The sequence below is a fragment of the Agromyces sp. NBRC 114283 genome, from assembly GCF_030268405.1.
GTDB lineage: Bacteria > Actinomycetota > Actinomycetes > Actinomycetales > Microbacteriaceae > Agromyces > Agromyces mediolanus.
This window is the reverse complement of the sequence record NZ_BSQP01000001.1, coordinates 312,083-333,754: the sequence shown is the minus strand read 5'-3', so window position 1 is coordinate 333,754 and position 21,672 is coordinate 312,083. Positions and strand designations below refer to the sequence as shown.

Sequence of the window (21,672 nt, the reverse complement as noted above, 5' to 3'; positions counted from 1 at the left end):
TATCCGGCGCGCAGGCTGTTCGGGAGCCGGATTGCCTTTGCGGTGGAGAAGCTACGCTTCCGCTGGCGAATCCTCAATCCTGCAGCGGATTCGGAGGCTGCGTCGGCCGGTGCGGCCGGGGTTCCGTGTTCGTCAGGCGCGTGTGGCGCGCGGCGTCTTGATGAGCAGCCCTGCGAGCACAAACAGCAGCAGCGCCACGTAGTGCACACCAACCCACCATTGTTCGGGGAGCGTGATCGGGAACACGGGGTTCCAGAGGACAGCGACGGCAAGGAAGGCGGGGGCCCACCACCACTGTTTGGCTTGGATCGCGAACCACCCAACGATGAGCGCGAGGATTGTGATGAGGAACTGGAACAGGAGGAATGCGCCTCCGCCGACCGCGGCGATGCCGATGAGGAGGATCAGGCCGGCCAGCAGTGAGGGTGCGAGGGCGTTTCGTTGATACACGGCTTGTTTCTCGGTTGGCATTTACTTGGTCCCCTCGGTAAGCGCAGTCCAGCTGTATCCGTAGTCAGGTGAAACGATGAGGCCGCGGTCGTCGACGATGGCGAGGTACGGGGTGTCACCGGGAACGTAGGTGAGCAGCCGCGCTGTCCCGACGTAGCGGCCTTTCGCACGCCACGGCTCGTCAGCGCCTTCGCGGGTCCAGATCCGCCGGTCGCCGCCGGTGGTCGCGATGGATCCGGGGTGTGACTCGTCTGCGGTGGAGGTGACGAGAGTTGTTTGCGGGGAATCCGGAACGTCGGAGAAGCGCTCCCCGCCGTCGCGGCTTTCGACCAGACCGTCGGAACCGATGATCCAGAGCAGCTGGCCATCGGTTTGCGACGCGGACATCGACCCGATCTCCGTTTCGCCCAAGGTGGTCCATGTCTCGCCGAGGTCATCGGATGTCTGGAGCTTGCCGGCATTGGAGGCAAAGAGGGTGCCGCCGCCCGCGGTGAGTTCCGAGTATGCGGCCCCGGCCGGCATCTGGGATGTCGTCCATGTTCGCGCGGCGTCGTCGCTGGTGAGCAGTTGGCTGGCGTCCTCGTGACGGATGCCCACGAGGGTGCCGTCGCTCAGGACGGCGAGCTCGCTGAGGTCCTCGGTTGACCCTGACGGCTGTGGTGCCTGCCAGCTCGTGCCGTCGAAGGTGGTCGTCCAGACACCGGTGTGCGCGGCGATGAGCAGCTGGTCTCCCTCGGCGGATGCGGCGATGCGGTGGATTTCCCCCAGTGTGGAGCTTGGCACGGCGCCGTCGATGGTCCTCAGCTCGCGGGTGATGGCGCACCCGCTGAGGAGCGCGAGGGTACTCACGACGGCGACGAAGCCGAGTGCGTGATTCCGGTTGTTGTTCATGTGCGGTCCCGTTCGTGGAGGCGTTCGAGGTACTCGTTGTAGGCGCTCAGTTCCGGATCCCCGTCTCGTTCCACGCGTTTGTCGCGAGCCTGGGCGCGTCGGGTGTCGTCGGTGTACCAGCGTGCGAGCAGCACGAGGGCGATGATGAGCGAGGGGGCCTCTCCGTATGACCAGGCAAGGCCACCGGCGATCTGTTGGTCGACGACGGGGTCGACGCCGAGTTGGTTGCCTTGTTCGCCGAAGTATGGAACGAGCGGTGCGACGGCCATCATGACGATGACCCCGAAGAAGGCGTGCAGCGGCATCTCAGCGAATAGGTCCACCATCCGGCCGAGATGGGTCTGCCGAACCGGGAGCGGGTCGGCGGAGATGAGTGGGACGGTGAACAGGACTCCTGAGGCGAGGAACAGCAGCTCGAGCCAGATGTGACCGGTGGGAGTGCGGAGTGCGGCGTCGCCGATCTGGCTGAGGTAAATCCCGTAGAAGGTGAACAGGAACAGCGGGATCATGAAGCCGGGATGAAGCAGCACGCGAGTGAACCTGGACCGCAGGCCCCAGACTGCGACGACCGCGGGAAGTTTACCCGGCCAGCGGCGCGGTGTCGCGCGGAGCAGAAGCGTGCCCGGGGACCCCAGCACGAGTAGTGGTGGGATGGCCATCATCAACGTCAGCTGCTGGAACATGAACACTGAGAACAGTTCCTGGCCGTAGCGGTCGACCCCGCTTCCCGTTGTCGCGACGATGAGCGCACACCCGAGTAGGAACAGCAGTCCTCGCCAGGCCGGCCACCGCCGCTCCGTTCGGACCATTTGGAGCCAGCCGGCGATGTATGCCAGAGCGAGTAGTCCGCCGAGCGCCGGGAGCAGCGGCAGCTCCGGCGGCGTCCAGGCGAGGAACGCGGCCAGGTCTGGTGGCTCGACCGCGGATGGTTCAGTCCACCGCATCGCTCAGCTTCCGTCGGAGGAAGAACGCGGCAGCGACGAGCACCGCCGCCGCACCGGAGAACAGGACGATCCCGGCGTTCGCCTGGTCTTGAACGAGGTCGAGCTCCCATCCCTCGGTGATGACTGCGTACCAGTCCGGCGACCCCCCTGGAACGCTCAGTAGCTGGATGCCAGCACCGGCGAATGCGAGGGTGACCGCACCTGCCGCGACCGCCCGGATGTGCCGGCGGGCGGGAGCGAGCATCGACGCCCAGAAGTAGAGCCCTGCGGCCAATGAACTAAGCAGCATCAACTGCGAGCCGACGGGATCCTCAACAGCCCACCTCAACGTGACCGGCGATGCCCAGAGCAGCACCACGAACGCGAGCAGCCCGGCTGACACCAACGGATGGACCAGCGCGGGGCCGGGGTGTTCGGAGGGGCGCAGCAGCTTGAGCGGGGCAGCGAGGACAATCAGCAGTGGAATCACCACGGTCAGTGCTGCGAGCACCACCATGCGGACGCTGAGCAGGTACGTGTCGTACACGCCGGCCCAGCCGCAGGTCACGAAGAGGAGCAGCATGAGCGCGGCAAGGAAGCCGATGATGCGAAGCAGGGGCCAGGATCGTCCGTGACGTCGAGCCGTGATGACCGCGCGGACATATCTGAACGCGGCGAACCCGATGAGAAGGATCCACAACGGGTCGAACACCCAACTCGTCGCACTTGCCCACTGATCCGGCTCGGCCGGAAGGTCGAGCCCGGTCAGCCGTTGTGCCGGGGTCGCGGCAATCCGTTCTCCGACGGGCGGTGCGGTCCGGGTGAGGACCACGGCAAGTCCGATGGCGGTGCCCATGATCACCAGCTCGGCGGCGACGGTTCTCCAGAACGCCGGCTTCGGCGGGTTCGACCGAAGCAGAGACCGCCGGTACCAGGCGCCAAGTACGCCCAGCACGGTGAGCAACGCGACCTTCGCGAGCAGCAGGACGCCGTAGGTCGTGGTGAAGAGCTGGCCCGGGCTTTCGAAGCGGACTACAGCGCCACTGACCCCGGCGGCGGCAACTACGATGAAGCAGACAAGCGCGATCTGCGAGTAGATGGCGAGCACCTGCGTGGTCGAGTTCCCTAGCCGGTGCCGAACCGTGGCGAGCACCGCGAGCCCGCCGATCCAGACCGCACTCGCGGCCGAGTGCAGCCACTGCGCGGTCGCTGCGACCGTGTGACTGCCGGCGCCGGCGGCGTGCCCTTGCAGTGAGACAGGGATCAACGCGAGCACGGCGATCACCGCGATCCACCGAACTGCCCCCTCCTCACGAACCGCGAAGCAGAGGACCGAAAGCCCTGCGAACGCAAGGAGCGTCGCAAGCCACGCCTGGCCTACAGCGATCTCCGTGAAGAACTGGCCGAGCGTCGCAGCGAACGTCGTTGCTGCAACCTCCCCAGCGAGCGCCAGCAGGGTGAGGACCGCGGTCCCGCCACTGAGTACCGCCGTCACCACCGCTGCGCTGGCGCCGATGTCGAGTGCAGCGTCCCGTGCCGGGTTGGCTCGGGGCATGAACGCGGCGACTGCGATAGCACCGACGGTGACCGAGGCCGCCAACGTCGTCAACGTCTTCACGAGGGGTAGCCCGAACTCGACCACCTCCGGCACCGGGAACACCGGGTCGGTGGCGGTCAGAGCGGTGGCTATCGTGGCCGCGATCACCGCCGCAAGGGTGAGCACCCCCAACGTCGCAGCTGACGTCGCAGCCAATCGGCGCCGCACTGGAAACGCCAGCGACACGGTCACAGCAGGGGCCCTCCGGCCTGGAGCGTTGCCTGGCTTGACGGCTCGTAGTTCGCCGGTTCTGAGTTCGCGGAGGTTGGGCGCATGAGGAGCAGGATCAGGGCGACGGCTGCGAGGAAACAGCCGATGAGCGCGAGGGTGGTCCAGAGGGCGCGTCTCGGTGGCTTCTCCTGTTCTGAAGGTCGCGGTCGCTTGCGCCCGCGAACAGGGCCGGTCATCGCCCGACCTGCTCGGTCAGCCACGCGTACGGGTCGATGGCCTCGGTGCCGTTGCGCCAGATCTCCAAGTGAAGGTGCGGGCCGGTGCTCTGCCCTGAGTTTCCGACCTCGCCGACCTGGTCACCGACGCGGACCACTTGGCCAGGTTGGATCTGCAGAGACCCGAACCCCATATGCGCGTACACGCTGACGTAGCGTTCGCCGTCGACGATGTGCTCGATCCGCGCCGAGACCCCCAAGCCCGAGTCGGACTCCTGCGTCTCGAGCACGACGCCGTCTGCGATCACGGAGATCGGGGTGCCTTCGCCGGGCGTCATGTCCAGACCTTTGTGCTGGGTGGAACACCCGGAACAGGGGGCCGCGCGCGGCCCGAAGTCGTCGCTGATCGGAACCCCGACGGGGAACGGCCACTGCACGGGGGAGCTCAGATCGTTGACGAAGGTGTCGGCGGTTCGCATGTTCGCCGCCGCGCGGAGCTCCTTGCCGGACGTCGCCGCGTAAGCCTCCCCGTTGACTGGGGCGGACAGCGCTGACGCGTCGACTTCGACGGACTGGGACGCGTGGACCGAGGTATCAGCCGTCGCTACCGCTGGCGCGCTGACGAGGGCCGCCGGCATTGTCGCGCTCGCGAGAAGGACTGCCGCGACCAGCCCGAGAAACCCCTGAATGCGGGGCCGGGCGCGAGGTCGCCGGGGCGGTACCGTCTGCCGGCGAGGGCCCTGGCTCCGCTCGGGTCGTGGGCGAGGAGCCCGGGCACCGCGCCGAGGCCGGGAACGCTTGGCACGCAGTTCGCGGCGGGATGGAAGCGGGGGAATTGAATCTGACGACATGGTTCTCTGCGGGTAGGCCGGAGACGGCATGGGCAAGGACCGGGACGGGACGACGCTGCAACAGCCGGTCCGAGGCCGGCGTCGGTGGCGGAGTCCGCCGGGTCCTATACCCGGCTAACGCAGAGGGTGTCGAGAGAGATCGAAAGCGCGGTGAACCGGGTGCTTCCGCGCACCGGTGACGTGCGTTGAGGGGACGGGCCGCGCGCGAGTACCGGGCTTCGCCGGAACGTGAGACCGGCAATCAGCAACGCGATCACGCAGCCGATCCCGATGGACAAGCACAGCGCGAGTGAGTCGTACCCCGCGAGCAGATCGGCCGGATTCGCAGAGACCGCCGGTTCGTCGACGACACCGTGATCAGCGGAGGTCACGCTGGCGGTCGCGGATCCCGAATGCTGCCAGTCCGACGAGTGCGCCAGGAGCAATCCCACGCAGGTCCCCAAAATGAGCAGCGCAGCAACCAGGACCCTGCGCAGGCGCGCGTGGGATCGTGGGGGCGTAGCCAAGGGGGACCTCGCAACTGGACGGGAACACCGTCAAGATAGCAGACGACATTCTGCCGATCCTGAGCAGTTGTCGTTCACCGCGATCAGCAGGTCACCGGTGGTTAGATGAGGGGAAGAGAGCGGAGTCGGCATGGGCGGCATGCACCGGCGGATCGGCGAGAGTGCACTCGTCGCCGTCACGGCTGCCTGCATGATGGCTTTCGCGAACCTGGTCCTGGTGGGGGCTGCGCCGACGCTCGTGGGGTTCGCGTTGTCTGTGGCGTTCTCCGCAGCAGCGTACGGAGTGTTCCGCGGTCGGAGCTTCACGATCTCCCGGGCATTGCTTGGAGTCGTCGCCAGCCAGCTCGTCTTCCACGCGTTCTTCCGCGTCGGAGAGGGGGTGTGCGGGGCGTCGTTCATCGTCGAAGGTAACCAGTTCACCGTTGCCGCCGCCCTCTGGGTCCCGCATGTGGTCGCGTCTGTTGTCACCGCCGCTTATCTGGGGTTCGGGAACCACCTGACGGCGGTCATCGCCGCGGCGGTTAGGCGTCTCGCCCACAGAGCATGGTGCAGGCTGCCGCGGGTCCTCACGCCCGATACCAGGCAGGTCATTGAGTGCGTCCCCCGCCCGCTCCGGGTTCGGTGGTTGGGTGCATCGGTTCGTCGTCGGGGCCCGCCGGTCGTCGTGTTCGCGCTGTAGCGCACACGACCCCGTTCACCTCCGCCGGCGAATGCCGGCCACGACGAAACCAACACCATGCCTATCCACACCGGGCGCCGACGCGTCCTCCCGATCCTCACGCTCTGCATCGGACTGTCCCTCGCCGCCCCGCTGCCAGCGCAAGCTGCCCCGGGCGAATCGGCTGTGATACCAGCCTCCTCGGTCATCGAAGTCGACACGCCAAGCTCGCCAGCGCCGGACCATGAGCAGCGCGCACAGGCCGCCACCATTCGCCTGGTTGTTCTCGCCGGCGTCTTCGGAGTGGTGTTCCTGGGTATCGGGATTGCGTTCTTCCGGATGATCCGGCGCAACCGGCTCGATTGAACGGCGAAGAAGGCTCACTATGTCCCACGAACACGACCACGCGGTATCCAACAACCGCACACGACTCGCCATCGCGTTCTCGATCACCGCGACGATCCTGGTTGCAGAAGTCATCGGTGCCATCTGGACCGGAAGCCTGGCGCTCCTTGTCGACGCCGGTCATATGCTGACCGACGCGTCCGGACTGCTGATGGCGTTGATCGCGGCCTCATGGATGCTGAAACCGCCGACCCCGCGGCACACCTGGGGGTTCAAACGGGCGGAGGTGCTTGCCGCGCTGGCGCAAGCGTCAGTGCTCCTCGCCGTCGGGATCTACGCGTTCATCGAAGGCGTCAAACGGCTGTTCGAGCCACCGGATGTCTCCTCGACGGGTCTGCTCGTGTTCGGCATCGTGGGCCTGGTCGGCAACATCGCGTCCATCCTGGTGCTGACGTCCGGACGTTCAGCGAGCCTGAACATGCGGGCCGCGTTCCTCGAGGTGATCAACGATGCGCTTGGGTCGGTGGCCGTCATCGTCAGCGCCATCGTCATCGCGACCACCGGCTGGGTGCAGATCGACGCCGTCGCAGCAATGCTCATCAGCGCCCTGATCATCCCGCGGACCCTCATTCTCTTGAAGGAGTCCGTCAGCGTCCTCCTCGAGTCCACGCCGAAAGGGCTCGATCTGGGCCAAGTGCGTGCGCACATCCTGGGTATGGAACATGTGGTCGCCGTACACGACCTGCACGCCTCGCAGATCGCGACGGGCCTTCCGGTGTTGAGTGCTCACGTTGTGGTTCAACCGGAGTGCTTCCGCGACGGGCACGCTCCGGCGATTCTTGGTGACCTGCAACAATGCGTTGCCGAGCACTTCGATGTGAACGTGGAGCATTCCACGTTTCAACTCGAGCCGGTCGCCCACCAAGCCACGGAGGCGCACCCGCACGAGTGACCCACTCACTGCGGTGTTGGGACCCGGGAGTCTCGGCGGGCGAGGAGCCGGAGCAGGAACGAGAGCGCGACGCCGACCCCCAGTGCGACGTCAGCGAGGTTGCCGATGAACAGGTCGCCGTACGCGAGGAAGTCAGTGACGTGGCCGACCCCGAAGCCGGGCGGCGCCGCGAGGCGATCCCAGAGGTTGCCCATCGCGCCGCCCCAGATCAGGCCGACCGCAACCGCCCACGGAAGCGACGGAACCCGGGTCGCGGCGACGCCGAGCCCGATGGTTGCCAGAGCGCTGATCGTCGTGAACACCCATGTGGACCCGGCGCCGAATGACATGACGGTGCCGGGGTTGAACGCCAGCTGCAGGCCGAACACGTCACCAATGAGCGGGATCCGCTCACCTTCGGAGAGCGTGCCAAGCGCGAGGAGTTTGCTGGTCTGATCCACGAGTGCCATGGCGAGGCCGATGAGTGCCGTGACGAGGAACGCCCGTCGTCGCGACCACCGGCGGGTCTGTCCGGTCAGGACCTGGTCGCTCATCAGCTGAGACCCGAGTAGGCGTGCAAACCCTTGAAGAAGAGGTTGACGATGGTGAAGTTGAACAGCACCGCGGCGAAACCGATGATCGACAGCCACGCCGACCGCGTTCCACGCCAACCTCGGGTGGCACGAGCGTGGATGTAGCCGGCGTACAGGACCCAGATCACGAACGTCCAGACCTCCTTCGTGTCGAACCCCCAATAGCGGCCCCACGATTCGTTCGCCCAGATCGCACCGGCGATCAGCGTGAACGTCCAGAAGATGAACCCGACGATGGCGAATCGGTACGCCAACGCTTCCAGGGTGTCAGCGGAAGGGAACGCACCGGGTCGAGCGTCGGACGGCCGGATGCTCGTCCGTTCACGCCGTGCCTGGATCAGCTGGGTCACCGAGAGCCCGCACGCGATGGCAAACAGTGCCGTCGCCAGGGAGGCGACGAAGACGTGGATGACCAGCCAGATGCTCTTCAGCGGATCCATCAGCGGCACCACGTCGACGTAGAACGCGAGCGTTGCCCCGCCAAGGAGAAGCGCCACCATGCCGACGATGAACGAGCCGAGGAAGCGAAGGTCGTATCGACGAAGCACCACCAGGTACACCGCGATCACCAACGTCGTGCCAGTGAGCGCGAACTCGTACATGTTCGACCACGGCACTCGAGCCGCGGCCACCCCGCGTGTCACCGTGCCGGCGAGATGGAAGAGCAGGCCGAGCGCAGTGAATGCCGTGCCCAGACGTGCCCAGAACGCCCGCGGGCGCAGCTGCGGCGGGAGTCGCAACGGGTCCGGTTCGTCCAACTGAGAGACTGGCCGATCCCCGCCACCTGCCCGGGCGCCGACAAGTTCCGCCGTGCGCGGCTGCGACGCACCGGCCCGGCGGGCCAGATCGATGCTGTAGGCCGTGAACGCGAGGACGTAGAGGGCGATGGCTGTCCATACGGCCAGCAACGACGCCGAATCCAGCGTTGGGGTGTTCATCCGGTTGTTCTCCTGTTCTCGTTGCGTTTGCGTGCGCGCACCAGCCCGGCGAACCCGAGCACGAAGATGCCGGCCACCCCGATGGTCCATTCCGCCCACGGGGCGAGGATCGTGCCGGCGGTGACTCCGGTTCGAAGCGGAACGGTCGTGACCCGCGCACCGGGTTCGTCGGCTGGCAGCGTGTCGAGGACCGATCCGTCGGGGCCGATGGCCTGGCTGGTGCCAACCGTCGATACATTCACGACCGCTCGGCCGGTCTCGATTGCCCGCATTCGTGCGAACGCGAGTTGTTGCAAGTTCTCGTCGGTGCCGCGGAAGTCCGCGTTGTTCGTTTGGAAGACGTACGCCTGCGCGCCGCCAACAGCTCCCGCTCGAATGACGTCGTCGTAGATGACGTCGAAGCAGATCGCGAGCCCGAGCGGTGTGCCTCCGACGTCGACGAGGGGCGGGTTGTTTCCGGGCGAGTACTCACGCTGGATGAGTTCGGTGAGGTTCGGGACCAGAAGCTCGTAGAACCAGCGATCCGGAACGTACTCACCGAACGGGACCGGGTTGACCTTGTCATGCAGTTGCGGGCCGGCGTCGTTTCCGTCCCCCCAGAGAAGGGTCGTGTTGAAGGTGCGCCCGTCGCGGGCAGTCGCGCCGTTCACCAGGAGTGGGGCGCCGGTCTGCGTCGCGAGACGGTCGAGCCGTGAGGCAACCGCCGGGTCGTTCACGGCGTCGCCGTCGACGCTGCCCTCAGGCCAGACGAGCAGGTCCATCCGGGTGCCGAGCAGTGGTTCAGTCGCCTCTTCCTGCGCGGTGAAGATGTCGCCAGGGCGACGCGCATCGAAGTACCCCGCTGGCCCGTCGCCCTGGACCCACCCGATGCGGAACGTTCCCGCCGTGACCGTCGGGAACTGCGGGACGAGCGCGATCAGCGTCAACACCGCGGTCAGACCACCGAGCATCGCAAGACGAACGGGAGGAGCGTGGCGGAAGCCCTCAATGATGACCGCGCCAGCCCAGACGAGGACGAAGCTGAGACCGGTCACCCCAGTCCAGGAGACGAGTTCCGCCAATGGGCTCTCCACCTGGGTCATCCCGAGTCGCGCCCAAGGGAAGCCGGAATACGGCCACGCCCCGGCGAGCAGTTCCCGCCCAGTCCAGATCGCCGCGACGACCACCGGTGTGAGCAGCAGCTGGCCGACCCGGCCGGGTGCCAGTTCCGGCAGCCACCGGTACGTCAACGTGATCAGCACCGCACCGAACGCGACGAGAGCGGACTGCAGCACCGCCAAGGCGACCCATGGCAGGGGGCCGAGAAACTCGCCGATCCAAACCAGGTGCGCGAACGAGAACGCCGCACCGTAGCTGAAGCCGACCAGGGCGGCACCCGAAACGGTGCGTCCAATCAGCGCGACCAGCGCGAGCGGCACGCTGAGGAAGACAACCGGCCACCAACCCACCGACGGGAACGCGACATCGAGCAGGAACCCACCCACCGTGGAAGCGGCGACGGCCGGAGCGAGGTTGAGAACTGGTGCCGGCGGTCGTCGCTGCTGGGGGCGGGCCTCAGTCTGCGATGGCGCGGTCGAGAGCATCAGTGAGGTCGGTGTACTTGGACAGCTCGAGCAACTCGCCATCGAGGTAGAACGTGGGCGTGCCGCTGACCTGCAGCGAGCGTCCCTCGTCAACGTCCTGCTGCACACGAGCCTGTGTTGCCGGGTCGGCGACCGCGGCGTCGTACGCGCTCATGTCCAGGCCGAGCGCTTCGGCGTACCCGCGGAACGTGTCCGCCCTGGACTCTTGCTGCTCGCTCCACTCGGTCTGGGTCTGGAAGAGCTTGTTGTACATGTCCTCAACCCGGCCCTGCTGGGCGGCGGCCTCGACGGCGATGGCAGCGTTCATCGAGTTGAAGTGTCCAGGAAGCGGGAAGTATCGGAAGGCGTAGTTCAGCTTCCCGTCGTACTGCGTCCGAATCTGTTCGATGTACGGGTAGAACGCGCCGCAGGCCTCGCACTCGAAGTCGAGGTACTCGACGAGCGTTGGTGCGTCCGGACCGACCTCATCGAGCACGTGGGTGTTGGAGCGGGTGCCCGGCAGTTCGCCGTCGGCTGCTGCGGGCGTCGTTGACGTGGGCCCATCCGAGGAAGTGCGTGGCTGCGCGGCGATCCCCACGATGAGTGCGACAAGCAGCAGCACGATAGCGACCGCTGCCGTGATGATCCCGATCTTCAACGGCGTCATCCGTCGGCGAGGTTGAGTTGCGGGCGAGGGGCGCTTGGATTTTGAGGTGTTCATGATGCTCCTTGGGTTGGGGTCTGGGAGGTGAGGGCTGCGTGGTGGCGGGATTGGATGTCGGACAGTGCACGGCCCAGGCTTGGGTCCTCACCTCGTGCGAGCGCCGCGAACTCGGTGCGCACGGTGGTGGGTTCGACGAGGCTGCACTTCACCCAGATGCGGCGGCGGGGGACTAGGAGCGCGGTGATGAGGCCCAACGTTGCCAGTACCGCAAACCCGAGTACCCAGGTGGCGCCGGCGTCTCGTTGAACCTGTAGCGAGGCGAAGCGCAGCACGGATTCGGGGGCGCCTTCGACTTTCATGTCCTCGAAGGTGACGGTGCCCCACCCGTTCGGCAGGTCGGCGGTCTCCCCGGGCCGGAGCTCGATGGACGCCGCCCCGCTGTCCCCGCCGGTGAGTTGTGTCATGCCCGAGGTGTCCAGGCTGTACACCGAGCGGGGCGTGCCGTCGTCGATTCCGAGGTCGCCGGCGAAAACGTTGAACGTCACGACTGGGTTCACCAGAGCGGGGTACACGGACGTGTAGGCCCCGGAGGCGAGCGCATCCTGGGTGGGGTAGAGGAAGCCGACCAGTCCGACCTGTTCGGGGAGCCCGTCCGGGATCTTGATGGTGCCGAGTGAGGTCATCATCGAGTCCTGCGGCAGGAACGGCTGCATCTCCCGGTAGATGACGGTGCCGTCGGCACCGCGGACCGTGATCGTGGGGGCGTACCCGTTCCCCAGGAGATAGATGCGGTCGCCACGGACGTCGATGGGGGCGTTGACGCGCACGGTCGCCGTCCGAGGTTCCGCCGTGGGCGTGTCGCGCACCATGAGCTGGGCAGCGAAGTTTCCGGCTTGCCCGGCCGCTGGTGTGCCGGGCGCCTCGTACGTCACATCGAAGCGGTCCAGGGTGAGCGAGTACGGGGCGAGCTCGCCGTCGTCGACGAAACGACCGGGTGAGAAGGACGAGTAGTCACTCAGCGTGTTTACAAAGGAGGTGCCTTCGACGATCACTCGTTGCCCGGTGTAGGCGTTTCCGCTGCCGACGAGCACGGCCACGAGCACACCGACCAGAGCCACGTGGAAGACCAGATTCCCGGTCTCTCGTAAATAGCCGCGTTCGGCTGAGACGGAGTCGGAACCCGCGGTGGAGTACCGCTCAACCCGGTACCCGCGGTCCTTGAGGACTCGTTCGGCGGCGTCGATGGATCGGTCCGCGGCGTCCCGAGCTGCTGCGGGCTCGGTGAACTCGTGTTCGTCGACGAGGTGCTGGTCGAGTCGCCCCAGGTTTCGTGGGGTACGTGGCGGGCGGGACCGCAGCGCACGAGCGTGGTGCCGGATTCGGGGAATCACGCACCCGATCAGCGACAGAAACAGCAGGAGGTAGATCGCGGAGAACCACGCTGAACTGTAGAGGTCGAACATCTGCAGCCCGTCAAGGACCGGCGCGATGCCCGGGTTGTTGCGGAAGTAGGCGGCGACCCCGTTCGGGTCGGCGGAACGTTGCGGGAAGATCGAGCCGGGAACGGCAGCCGTTGCCAACAACACCAGCAGCAGCAATGCGGTGCGCATGCTGGTCAGTTGCCGCCAGCCCCACCGGAGCCACCCACGCCAGCCGAATGCCGCGGGGGTGGTAGAGGGGGTCGCGTCGACGTGATCCCCGGGACGTGCCGGATCGGTCATGGTGGGTTCAGAGGGGGAGCGTGACACGGAGCATCACCCCCTGGAGGGAGGACATCAGTGCCGTCCAAGCGCCGCTGACCATGAGCGCACCGAGGAGCATGAGTAGGATCCCTCCGGCGACGTTGATGACCCGGATGTGCCGGCGAAGGAAGCCGAGGGACCGGCTCGCCCATCCGAGGCCGAGGGCGAGCAGTATGAACGGGATGCCGAGACCGAGTGAGTACGCCAAGCCCAGCAGGCCAGCGCGAACGGGGTCGCCGAGGTTCCAGGAGACGGACATGATCGCAGCGAGCGTCGGGCCGATGCACGGAGTCCACCCGACGCCCAGGGCGATACCGAGAAGCGGCGCCCCGATCAGGCCCACGCGTTCCGGTGCCCGCCACCGGAACACTCGCTGCATGGGGCGGAACGCGCCGATAAACGCCAGACCCAGCAGGATCACGATCACGCCGAGGAACCGGGTGATGACGTTCGAGTACTCGAGGAAGAAGCGGCCGAGGACTCCGCCGACGACGGTGACCGCGATGAACACCAGGGTGAACCCGCCGATGAAGAGCAACACACCCAGCAGGAGTCGGTTCCGCTCCCGCCCCGATTTGCTGTCCGGGCGAGTGTCGGCGCGGACCCCGAGGGAGCTCCCGAGGTACCCGAAGTAGCCGGGCACGAGGGGGAGCACACACGGTGAGACGAACGACAGCAGCCCGGCAAGCAATGCGACGAGGGCGGCGAGCCAGAGTGCCCCATCGAAGATCAGCAACGACGGGTTCATCAGCTCTCCGCGAGGACGGTGTCGACAAGTGAGGCGAGGATGGATGCCGACTGCAGCTGCCCGATCACCCGCGCTGCGACGCGTCCACTGCGGTCCATCACCAGGGTGGTCGGTGTCGCTTGGATCGGAGTCACCGCGGCGAATGCGAGTTTGACGGTGCCGTCGTTCACGTCGATGACGCTGGGATAGGTGACGCCGTTCTCCTCCGCGAAGGAGATCGCGGTCGCCGGCTGGTCGTAGATGTTGACGCCGAGGAAGCCGACGTCGTCGTTCTGATACTCCTGCCACACCTCTTCGAGGAAGGGCGCTTCGACGATGCATGGCCCGCACGCCGCGTACCAGAAGTTCACGACGTACACCCGATCCCGGTAGTCGGTGCTGGAAACGGGCGCACCTCGCTCCGTGGTCGATTCGAACGACACCGGTTCGCCGCGCTTGTCCGGCGGGATCTCCACGACCCTGAAATCGCCGGACTCGTATGTCGTGCCGGCGGAGTCTCCGGACGTTGACGACGCGGCCGAGCAGCCTGCGAGGGCGAGGCTCGTGGCGGCGAGTGTAGTGATCGCGGCGGCTACCGCTCTGCGCCAGGCCGGCGCAACGGGATGGACAGCGGACTGCGACGAAGCGGGTCGTCGCGACATGAAACGCATGTGGTCTCCGAATGGACGCGAGACTGCAAGCTCGCGCGGTGTATCGCGGGGAGGGAGTTCGCGAGGGGGTGCCTCGGCGATGGGATGGCACGTGGCGCCCTATCCGTCGCAACTCACCTGGCGACGGCAGGCCGATTCGGAGTACGGCCTACGTTCGGCTGATGCAGATCTGGTTCAGCGCGAGGGGGATGGGGCGACGACGGCCAACTGGACGCAGCGTCATACGCTCGGAGCTTGGGAGGAGGAGCGCGAGCTGCGGGAGTGCACGCGTGACCAGCGCAACTACGAACAACGCGACGAGGCAGGCCAGACCGACGCAGAGCGCCAAGACGTCCGGGGCCGAACGTTCGCCGGGAGCGACTCGCGTTTCGGCAGCCGCGGCGTCACCGACCTCGATGGTTGGGATGGAGACCTGCGCGAGAGCAGCAGGCCCAGACGTCGGCTCGGCCGCCTCCGCCGTGTGACAGAACAGCAGCGCAAGACTGGCGCCGAAAACGATCACCAACGCGATGAGAGCGTGACGCAGCCGCGTCAGCAATCGGGTTGATGCGTTCACAGTTCCTCATTTGTCGGGGAGGTCCCGGCCAAGATAACAGACGGATGCTGGGAGGAACTGACCTCGTTCGCGGTGGCCAGCTCAGACCCGAGCGGGTTCAGGAGTTCCCGAAAGAAGCTCGGCCGTCTTCGCCCGTGCCGGCCGCCGAGCCGCGCGGACGCCGTTCAGGATGACGACGACTTCCGCGATCTCGTGCACCAAGACGACACCAGCCAACCCGAGTACCCCGAACAGGGCGAGCGGGAAGAGCCCGATGATGATCGCGAGGGCGAGGCCGATGTTCCACGTCATGATGCGTCGACCACGGCGGGCGTGAGCGAACGCCATCGGCAGCAGCCTCAGGTCCTGCCCGGTGAACGCGACGTCAGCCGATTCAACCGCCGCCGCGGAACCGGTGACGCCCATCGCGATGCCGACCGTAGCTGTTGCAAGCGCCGGGGCGTCGTTGATGCCGTCACCGACCATCGCGGTGGGCGCATCGGTGAGCATCTGGGTGACCGCGGTCGCCTTGTCGGCCGGCAGCTGTTCAGCGCGGACCTCGGTGATGCCGGCTTGCGCGGCCAACGCCTGAGCGGTTCGGGTGTTGTCGCCGGTGAGCATGACGGGGCGGATGCCCTGATCGGTCAGCATCCGCACAGTCTCGGCAGCTTCGGGTCGGAGTTCGTCCCGGATGCCGATGAGGCCAACGACTTCCCCGTCCACCTGGACTACGACAACCGTCATCCCCTCTGCTGCGAGGGTCTCGGCGTCGCCCGCGAGGACGCCAGGGCTGAGCCAGCGGGTGTTGCCGACGCGGACCTCAGCACCGTCGACCAGGCCGGTTAGGCCGTGCCCGGCGTCTTCAACGACGCCGGTGGCGGCCGGGCGGGCGGGTGCCGCGGCGAGGATGGCAGCAGCGAGCGGATGCGTGCTACCGACCTCGACAGCGGCCGCGAGCTCGAGTACCCGCTCACGTCCGACATCCGGGCTGCTGCGGACGTCGACGACCCGAGGTTCGTTGCGGGTGAGCGTGCCGGTCTTGTCCAGGGCGATCTGGCGGATGGTGCCGAGCTGCTCGAACGCTTCACCGGACTTGATGATGACACCGAGCTTTGAGGCCGAGCCGATAGCGCTGATGACGGTCACCGGCACGGCGATGGCAAGCGCGCACGGTGATGCGGCGACGAGGACCACCAACGCCCGTTCGAGCCACGTCGACGGGTCGCCGACCACGAAACCGAACACCGCGACGAGGGCCGCGACGATGAGCACGATGGGGACGAGCGGGCGGGCGATGCGGTCCGCGAGACGAGCTCGCTCACCCTTCCGGGCATGAGCCTGTTCGACGAGGGCGACGATCTGGGTCAACGAGTTGTCGCGGCCGTCCGCGGTGGCTTCGATCCGCAGAGTGCCGGAGCCGTTGATCGACCCTGCGGGCACCGCGTCACCAGGTCCTACAGCGACAGGGATCGACTCACCGGTGACAGCCGAGGTATCGACGCTTGAGCGCCCATCCACCACGACACCGTCCGTGCCGACCCGCTCGCCTGCACCGACGACCAGGAGGTCGAGTTCACGGACGTCGGCAGCGGGGATGGTGACGTCTCCGCTTAGCCGCGAGACCCGGACCGTGTCGGGAATCAACGAGAGGAGCGCGCGCAGTCCTTCCTTCGCGCGATCCATGGCCCGGTCCTCGAGCGCTTCGGCGAGCGAGAACAGGAACGCCAGCGCCGCGGCCTCTCCGACATGACCGAGCGCGACGGCACCGACCGCGGCAATGGTCATGAGCAGGCCAACTCCGAGCCGGCCACGCACGAGACGGCGAACAGCTCCAGGAACGAACGTGTAGGCGCCGGCGATGAGCGCGACCCACTGGAACACCAGCGCGGGAACACCGAGCCCGGACCACTCGAGCGTGTATCCCATGGCGAGCGTGATGCCGGAGATCGCTGAGGGAAGCAGCGCCACGTCGCGCCACCAGGGTGGGCGCACTTCGTGTTCGGTGGCCTCAGACGCCTCCCGCTGGGAGGCGGGGCCTGGGCCGCAGCATGCGTCCCCGTCATCGACGGGGGCTCGTAGCGCGAGGGACGGGCGGCTGGTCTCGGCCGGCTCGGGCGGGCAGCACGCGTCAGTTTCGACGGGCCGGGCCCTCAGCTCAAGTCGGCGGATCTTGGGCTCGCGCGGCACGTCTGGGCCGCAGCACTCCTCGCTCATGCCGTCACGCCTGTCCCGGCGGTGAGCTCCTCAGCCCCGGGCCGCAGCAGAGGGGTACGTCGCAGTACTCGTCCGTGCAGGGCTCACCATCGTCGACGGCGAGCACAGTCTTCACGAGCTCGCCAATCGCTCGGGTCAGATGAGGGTCAGCGATCTCGTACCGCGTCTGTCGCCCCTCAGGCGTGGCGACTACCAGCCCGCAGCCGCGAAGGCAGGCTAGATGGTTCGACACGTTCGTGCGAGTGAGCTCCAACTGCCGGGCCAGCTCCGCCGGGTAGCCGGGTTCATCCAGCAGCGAAAGCAGGATCCGCGACCGGGTGGGATCGGCCATCGCCCGGCCAAGCCGGTTGAGCACATCAAGTCGAGACGCAATAGTCAGCACGCAATGACCATACAGCATTCACTGACTAATCTCGACACTGTCAGGGGCTAGCTCGTCCCTGTTTCCGCGGGTCTTGACGCGTCATTCGCGGAACCGGCCGGAGCCGGTCCGCGAAGTCGCCCAGTCGATGTGACTCGTCCCCCGCCTCTCAGACCAATAGCCAAACGGGTTGAGCGCGCCCTAGGCCCCAATCGTGACGTCGATGGAGGCCGCGCAGGCCGTGCACGCCATCGGGTTCCGCACCCATGAGTTCCGCACCCATGAGATGAGGGTGCGGAACCCGATAGCCCGGGCCGTAGGTCAGGCGAGCAGGGTCTCGCCGACGTAGCCGCCCTGCTCGCAGCCCGGCGGGATCGCGAAGACCGCGGATCCGATGGGGGTGGTCCACTCGTTCAGCAGGTCCAGCTCATCCAACCGGGTCTGGATCGGGACGAACTGTCGGTCGACGTCTGCCTGGAAAGAGATGAACACGAGCCCGGTGTTCGAGATCGCTTCCGGGTCGTCCGGGGTGTCGTCGTAATTGTACGAACGGCGGAAGATCACCTCGTCCGCCGTTTCCGGGCGTGCGCGGCGCATGTGGGAGAACTCCGGAATCTCTGGGAATCCGATGGCTGTTGTGGCCTCCCAGTCCGGGGTGTCGCGCTCCGCGGTCCCGGTCAGCGGCGCGCCGTTGCTCAGGCGCCGGCCGACGGCCAACTCCCGCCCGGGCCGGTCCAGCCGGTCCCACTTGTCGACATCCATCCGGATGCGTCGAACGACCATCCCGGTGCCGCCAGCAAGCCAGCTGGCATCCTTCACCCAGACGACGTCAGCGAGCTCCGGGCTGCCGAGCGCGGGGTTTGTGGTGCCGTCGACTTGCCCGAACAGGTTCCGCATCGTCGTCCCGGTCGGTTCTGAACCGTACGCCCGCCGGAACCCCCGCTGCGTCCACCGGATCGTCGCGAACCGGCGGGCGTCTTTCAGCAGCATCCGCAGGGTGTGCGCAACCGTCAGCGGATCATCCGAGCAGACCTGCAACAGCAAGTCGCCGTCGTTCCAGGCCGGGTCGAGCTGGTCCACTTTGAACGCGGGCAGCGGGCGCACCCAGGCGTGGGCCGCCGGGTCCGCCCCCGCACGGCGGACGAACTCCGCCCCGAACCCGAAAGTGATGGTGAGGTTCGCTGGGACGAAGCTCAGCTCGGGCTCGGTGTCGGCGAGCGGGTTCACCCCTTGGGCCATCCGGGCCGCATCATCAGACAGCAACCGCATCATGGACGCGAGCTGGGACCGGTCGACGCCGTCGCGCAAATCGAGGGCGACGAGTGTTGCGTGTGCGGCAGGCGCCGTATCGATCCCGGCCTGATGTGCACCGTGGAACGGCACCACCCCGGTGCCGTTCAACACGTCGGCGACCGCATCCTTCGCGGGCGCGGGGTTGAGGACCTGATCCGCGGCCACCGCGCTGACGGCGCCGGCGCCGGCAACCGCTCCGCCGAGGAGTAGTTGGCGGCGGCTCAACCCGCCCGGTTGGGTCTGGCTACTTCGGCGCATCGCCCATGTCCATCTCGGTCTCCGGGGTGTACTTCTCGTTCGCGCCGGAGTAGTCCTTCACCACGGTCGAGAACGTGGACGTGCTCCCGTCGGAGAACTCCAGCGAGACAGTGAGGTCGGTGCCTGACACCAGCGGTTCGCTCAGTCCCATGATCATCAGGTGGTCGGCACCCGGCTCGAGGGCGAGCGTGTCGCCGGGCTCGATGACGAAGCCGCCCTTCTTCGGCTGCATCACCATCTCGCCACCCTCGTTCTGGACGGTCTCATGCAGTTCGATCATGCCGGCGAAGTCCGCGCTGGCCCGTTCAATGGTGATCGGGGCGTCGCCGGTGTTCTCGAGCAGCCCGAAACCGCCGGTCATGTCGGTATCGGTCGCCTTGACCCATGCGTCCGTCACCGTGAGCGACTCGGCGGCGGTCGCCGGGCTCGGCTCCGTGGCCTCCGGGGTTCCGGCGGCGGCGCAGCCGGTGAGGGCAAGCGCGAGAATCGCGATGCCGGCGATGGTGGTGGTGCGGCGGGTGAGGTTCATGTCAGTCCTTCGAAGTGGTGGGTGAGTCCGACGGCTCGGAGCCGTCGGACTGGTCGGAGTTGTCGGAGTTGTCGGAGTTGTCGGAGTTGTCGGAACGGGGGCGGCGGCGGCCGAGCGTGATCCCGACGATGACAAGGCCCAGCGCGAGGGCCGCGCCGAACGCGGCGACCAGGCCGACCCGGAGCCAAGTCTCGGACCCGGTGTCCGTGGACGGCGCCGGCTTCTCCTCGTCTCCGGCCGCACTGGATGGGTCGGCACTCGCCGGCGCGCTCGGCGCGGTGGTCGGGATGACCGTGTCTGCGCCGATGCCGATCTGGAAGATGTCACTGATGGGGTGGCCGTCGCCGGAGATGGCCCGCCAGCGGACGCTGTAGACGCCGTCGGGCATCCCGTCCTCGAGCGCGGCCGTGACGGTGTTCGCATCGACGACGACGTCGCCGTCGACCCAGTCAGTGCCGTCGGCGTCGTCGACGATGATGATCGCCCCAAGCGGGAGGACCTCATCGGTGAATTCGAGCACGACCTCCTTCGGTGAGACATCGACGACAGCGCCTTCGGCGGGGCTGGTGCTTTGAATGGATTCGTGGGCGATGGCGGGCGCCGCAGGCGCGACGGCGATGAATGCCGCCGCTGCTATCGCGGTGAGAACCGCCCCGCGCACACGTGAACGTGCAGGCAAACGGGGCTCCTTGATGGAGAGGGTGAGCGTGAAGAGTCCGTGGGCGCGTCAGGCGCGCAGGACGGACGCGTCGGGCGACGCGTTCAGGAAAGCAACGGGCTACGCGGCCACCGGTGGCCCACGTCGTGGCGCGGTGAGGACCGTTCGAGCGGTGAGTGCCGGACGCTCAAGCCAGCTCAGGAGTGTGCGGACTGGCCGCGAAACCGGGGCGACCGCGATGAGGCGAATCGACGCTACGACCCGCTCGTGGATGCGCGTCGCGACGCGGCTGAGCCAGTCGGCGACTGCTTCGGCAAGCTGCAAGAGGCCGAACGTGAGCACCGCGGCGCCCGCATGCGAGAGCGCCATCCCGTCCACCGGGAGGTCGGCGGCCAACGGAAGCTGAACCATGCCGTGCGCACCATGCCCGACCGCGGGCTCATCGCCGAAGCGCGACGGAGCGACCGAGAACAGCCCGTGGAACAGGTACTGGCTGGCGGCAACCCCGGCGGCGGTTTGGAGCCACCGCAGCCGGCGCCCGGACAGGGCGGTGCAGATCGGGACGCCGAGCACTACTGTCGCTAGGATTCCCTGCCAGGACGGCACCGGCCCGCCTCCGAGCACGTGCGCGAACACCGCGACGTAGCTTGCGGCCAAGGCGACGGCGACGCCGCGGGCGACGCGACTCCACCGACCGGACATGCAGCCATTGTCCCTCATCACCGGAGCGCCGGCGATCCGCCCTGGTCTCGACGCTGGATACGCGCGGGTCGGGCGTCTTCGTCCAAACCGGAGGCTTGCGTTCTCAGGCCCAAAATGCATATATCTGCGTATGAATTCAGATAACGAGTGCGGGCTGAGTGTGGAGAGCCAGTACGTCGAGCTCGCCGTGGCGAACCGCGGCGTTACGCTCGGGTAGCCGCACCGCCAGGCGCCCCTCAGTCGGAAGCGTTGCGAGGTCGCCTATCGGAGCGACCGTGTCCACCACCTCAGCGCTGCCGTCGGCCACCTGCCGCGCCCGCCACAGCCCCAGCAGCAGTACCCCGTGGCCGAGGTTTCGCCCGCGCCGGCTGCGGCGCCGCCAACCGGTACACATCCTCCAAGGCAGCGAGCGGCACGCCGCAGGCCTGGAGTAGCCGGAAGATCGCGAAGAGGCTCGTGCCCGTTGCCGACCCCGACTCAATCAGGCGAAGTGTGGACGTCCCAACTCCAGCCTTGCGGGCGAGATCCTCTTGGCGAAGCCCCGCGGCCCGCCGTGCACCGCGAACACATTCACCAAGCGCAGCGCCGGCTCGAACCTTCTGGATGTCAGACATCATCGCTAGAATAGTAGCGCTATGAAACTAGCGGAAACAGACACGGTTCGACGCGCCGGACGTGGGTCGCGCC

General features: G+C 67.2%; 24 protein-coding genes. 4 read left to right on the top strand and 20 right to left on the bottom strand.

The genetic code is table 11. The annotated features are described in order from the left end of the window. Positions 1–132 precede the first annotated feature (132 nt). From QSJ60_RS01565 to QSJ60_RS01540, 6 genes are all read right to left on the bottom strand, one after another. Positions 133–471: a DUF6804 family protein gene (locus tag QSJ60_RS01565; protein WP_251203936.1), complete on the bottom strand. Its 339-nt coding sequence runs from the start codon at positions 469–471 to the stop codon at positions 133–135. Then, on the bottom strand, positions 472–1,341 hold the full coding sequence (locus QSJ60_RS01560; protein ID WP_251203937.1) for a DUF6242 domain-containing protein: 870 nt from the start codon (positions 1,339–1,341) through the stop codon (positions 472–474). It lies immediately after the preceding gene. Next, positions 1,338–2,285 (bottom strand): cytochrome c oxidase assembly protein, encoded by a 948-nt coding sequence (locus QSJ60_RS01555; protein ID WP_251203938.1) that lies wholly within the window; start codon positions 2,283–2,285, stop codon positions 1,338–1,340. Before QSJ60_RS01555 ends, QSJ60_RS01560 begins: the two co-directional genes overlap by 4 nt. After that, entirely contained in the window at positions 2,272–4,053 is a 1,782-nt protein-coding gene (locus QSJ60_RS01550) for a bifunctional copper resistance protein CopD/cytochrome c oxidase assembly protein (RefSeq protein WP_285462281.1), read from the bottom strand. The genes QSJ60_RS01555 and QSJ60_RS01550 overlap by 14 nt, the downstream gene beginning before the upstream one ends. 211 nt (positions 4,054–4,264) lie before the next feature. Then, the gene (locus QSJ60_RS01545; protein WP_251203940.1) at positions 4,265–4,726 is read right to left on the bottom strand and encodes a M23 family metallopeptidase; all 462 of its coding nucleotides are present in this window, start codon (positions 4,724–4,726) and stop codon (positions 4,265–4,267) included. Between the two features lie 476 nt (positions 4,727–5,202). Next, positions 5,203–5,529 (bottom strand): hypothetical protein, encoded by a 327-nt coding sequence (locus QSJ60_RS01540; RefSeq protein WP_251203941.1) that lies wholly within the window; start codon positions 5,527–5,529, stop codon positions 5,203–5,205. 205 nt (positions 5,530–5,734) lie between these two features. On the opposite strand from QSJ60_RS01540, the gene QSJ60_RS01535 reads away from it, so the two are divergent. The 3 genes from QSJ60_RS01535 to QSJ60_RS01525 are packed head-to-tail and all read left to right on the top strand — an operon-like array spanning position 5,735 to position 7,559. Continuing rightward, entirely contained in the window at positions 5,735–6,283 is a 549-nt protein-coding gene (locus QSJ60_RS01535; protein WP_251203942.1) for a hypothetical protein, read from the top strand. A gap of 57 nt (positions 6,284–6,340) precedes the next feature. After that, positions 6,341–6,628 (top strand): hypothetical protein, encoded by a 288-nt coding sequence (locus QSJ60_RS01530; RefSeq protein ID WP_251203943.1) that lies wholly within the window; start codon positions 6,341–6,343, stop codon positions 6,626–6,628. 19 nt (positions 6,629–6,647) lie between these two features. Then, positions 6,648–7,559 (top strand): cation diffusion facilitator family transporter, encoded by a 912-nt coding sequence (locus tag QSJ60_RS01525; protein ID WP_251203944.1) that lies wholly within the window; start codon positions 6,648–6,650, stop codon positions 7,557–7,559. Positions 7,560–7,564: 5 nt separating this feature from the next. Here the strand turns inward: QSJ60_RS01525 and QSJ60_RS01520 are convergent, their stop codons facing one another. Genes QSJ60_RS01520 through QSJ60_RS01490 form a run of 7 tightly spaced genes read right to left on the bottom strand, consistent with a single transcriptional unit; the run spans position 7,565 to position 14,240 of the window. Then, entirely contained in the window at positions 7,565–8,092 is a 528-nt protein-coding gene (locus QSJ60_RS01520; protein WP_251203945.1) for a signal peptidase II, read from the bottom strand. Beyond that, positions 8,092–9,069: a c-type cytochrome biogenesis protein CcsB gene (ccsB, locus tag QSJ60_RS01515; RefSeq protein ID WP_251203946.1), complete on the bottom strand. Its 978-nt coding sequence runs from the start codon at positions 9,067–9,069 to the stop codon at positions 8,092–8,094. The genes QSJ60_RS01520 and ccsB overlap by 1 nt, the downstream gene beginning before the upstream one ends. After that, on the bottom strand, positions 9,066–10,652 hold the full coding sequence (gene lnt / locus QSJ60_RS01510; RefSeq protein ID WP_251203947.1) for an apolipoprotein N-acyltransferase: 1,587 nt from the start codon (positions 10,650–10,652) through the stop codon (positions 9,066–9,068). Before lnt ends, ccsB begins: the two co-directional genes overlap by 4 nt. After that, a complete protein-coding gene (locus QSJ60_RS01505; protein WP_285462280.1) occupies positions 10,624–11,352 on the bottom strand; it encodes a DsbA family protein in 729 nt (242 codons plus the stop codon). The genes lnt and QSJ60_RS01505 overlap by 29 nt, the downstream gene beginning before the upstream one ends. Continuing rightward, positions 11,349–13,016 carry a cytochrome c biogenesis protein ResB gene (resB, locus tag QSJ60_RS01500; protein ID WP_251203949.1) on the bottom strand — a complete coding sequence of 556 codons (1,668 nt, stop codon included), beginning with the start codon at positions 13,014–13,016 and terminating at the stop codon, positions 11,349–11,351. Before resB ends, QSJ60_RS01505 begins: the two co-directional genes overlap by 4 nt. Positions 13,017–13,023: 7 nt before the next feature. Next, positions 13,024–13,785: a cytochrome c biogenesis CcdA family protein gene (locus QSJ60_RS01495; protein WP_251203950.1), complete on the bottom strand. Its 762-nt coding sequence runs from the start codon at positions 13,783–13,785 to the stop codon at positions 13,024–13,026. After that, positions 13,785–14,240, bottom strand: coding sequence for a TlpA family protein disulfide reductase (locus QSJ60_RS01490; protein WP_251203951.1), 456 nt, complete (start codon positions 14,238–14,240; stop codon positions 13,785–13,787). The genes QSJ60_RS01495 and QSJ60_RS01490 overlap by 1 nt, the downstream gene beginning before the upstream one ends. Before the next feature lie 286 nt (positions 14,241–14,526). On the opposite strand from QSJ60_RS01490, the gene QSJ60_RS01485 reads away from it, so the two are divergent. Then, on the top strand, positions 14,527–14,982 hold the full coding sequence (locus QSJ60_RS01485) for a hypothetical protein (RefSeq protein WP_285462279.1): 456 nt from the start codon (positions 14,527–14,529) through the stop codon (positions 14,980–14,982). A gap of 90 nt (positions 14,983–15,072) precedes the next feature. On the opposite strand, the gene QSJ60_RS01480 is transcribed toward QSJ60_RS01485, so the two are convergent. The 7 genes from QSJ60_RS01480 to QSJ60_RS19060 all read right to left on the bottom strand — a co-directional run bounded on the left by QSJ60_RS01480 (position 15,073) and on the right by QSJ60_RS19060 (position 21,599). Further along, positions 15,073–17,184 carry a heavy metal translocating P-type ATPase gene (locus QSJ60_RS01480; RefSeq protein WP_502871374.1) on the bottom strand — a complete coding sequence of 704 codons (2,112 nt, stop codon included), beginning with the start codon at positions 17,182–17,184 and terminating at the stop codon, positions 15,073–15,075. A 4-nt stretch (positions 17,185–17,188) separates the two neighbouring features. Further along, complete coding sequence (gene cmtR / locus QSJ60_RS01475; protein ID WP_285462278.1) at positions 17,189–17,566, bottom strand: Cd(II)/Pb(II)-sensing metalloregulatory transcriptional regulator CmtR; 378 nt, start codon at positions 17,564–17,566, stop codon at positions 17,189–17,191. Between the two features lie 300 nt (positions 17,567–17,866). Beyond that, positions 17,867–19,096 carry a Dyp-type peroxidase gene (locus QSJ60_RS01470; RefSeq protein WP_251203953.1) on the bottom strand — a complete coding sequence of 410 codons (1,230 nt, stop codon included), beginning with the start codon at positions 19,094–19,096 and terminating at the stop codon, positions 17,867–17,869. Continuing rightward, positions 19,083–19,625, bottom strand: a complete 543-nt coding sequence (locus QSJ60_RS01465) for a copper chaperone PCu(A)C (RefSeq protein WP_251203954.1) — start codon at positions 19,623–19,625, stop codon at positions 19,083–19,085. The genes QSJ60_RS01470 and QSJ60_RS01465 overlap by 14 nt, the downstream gene beginning before the upstream one ends. 1 nt (position 19,626) lies before the next feature. After that, a complete protein-coding gene (locus QSJ60_RS01460; RefSeq protein ID WP_285462277.1) occupies positions 19,627–20,304 on the bottom strand; it encodes a copper resistance CopC family protein in 678 nt (225 codons plus the stop codon). Between the two features lie 99 nt (positions 20,305–20,403). Then, positions 20,404–20,985: a hypothetical protein gene (locus QSJ60_RS01455; protein WP_251203955.1), complete on the bottom strand. Its 582-nt coding sequence runs from the start codon at positions 20,983–20,985 to the stop codon at positions 20,404–20,406. 287 nt (positions 20,986–21,272) lie between these two features. After that, complete coding sequence (locus tag QSJ60_RS19060; protein ID WP_352230699.1) at positions 21,273–21,599, bottom strand: helix-turn-helix domain-containing protein; 327 nt, start codon at positions 21,597–21,599, stop codon at positions 21,273–21,275. Positions 21,600–21,672 lie beyond the last annotated feature (73 nt).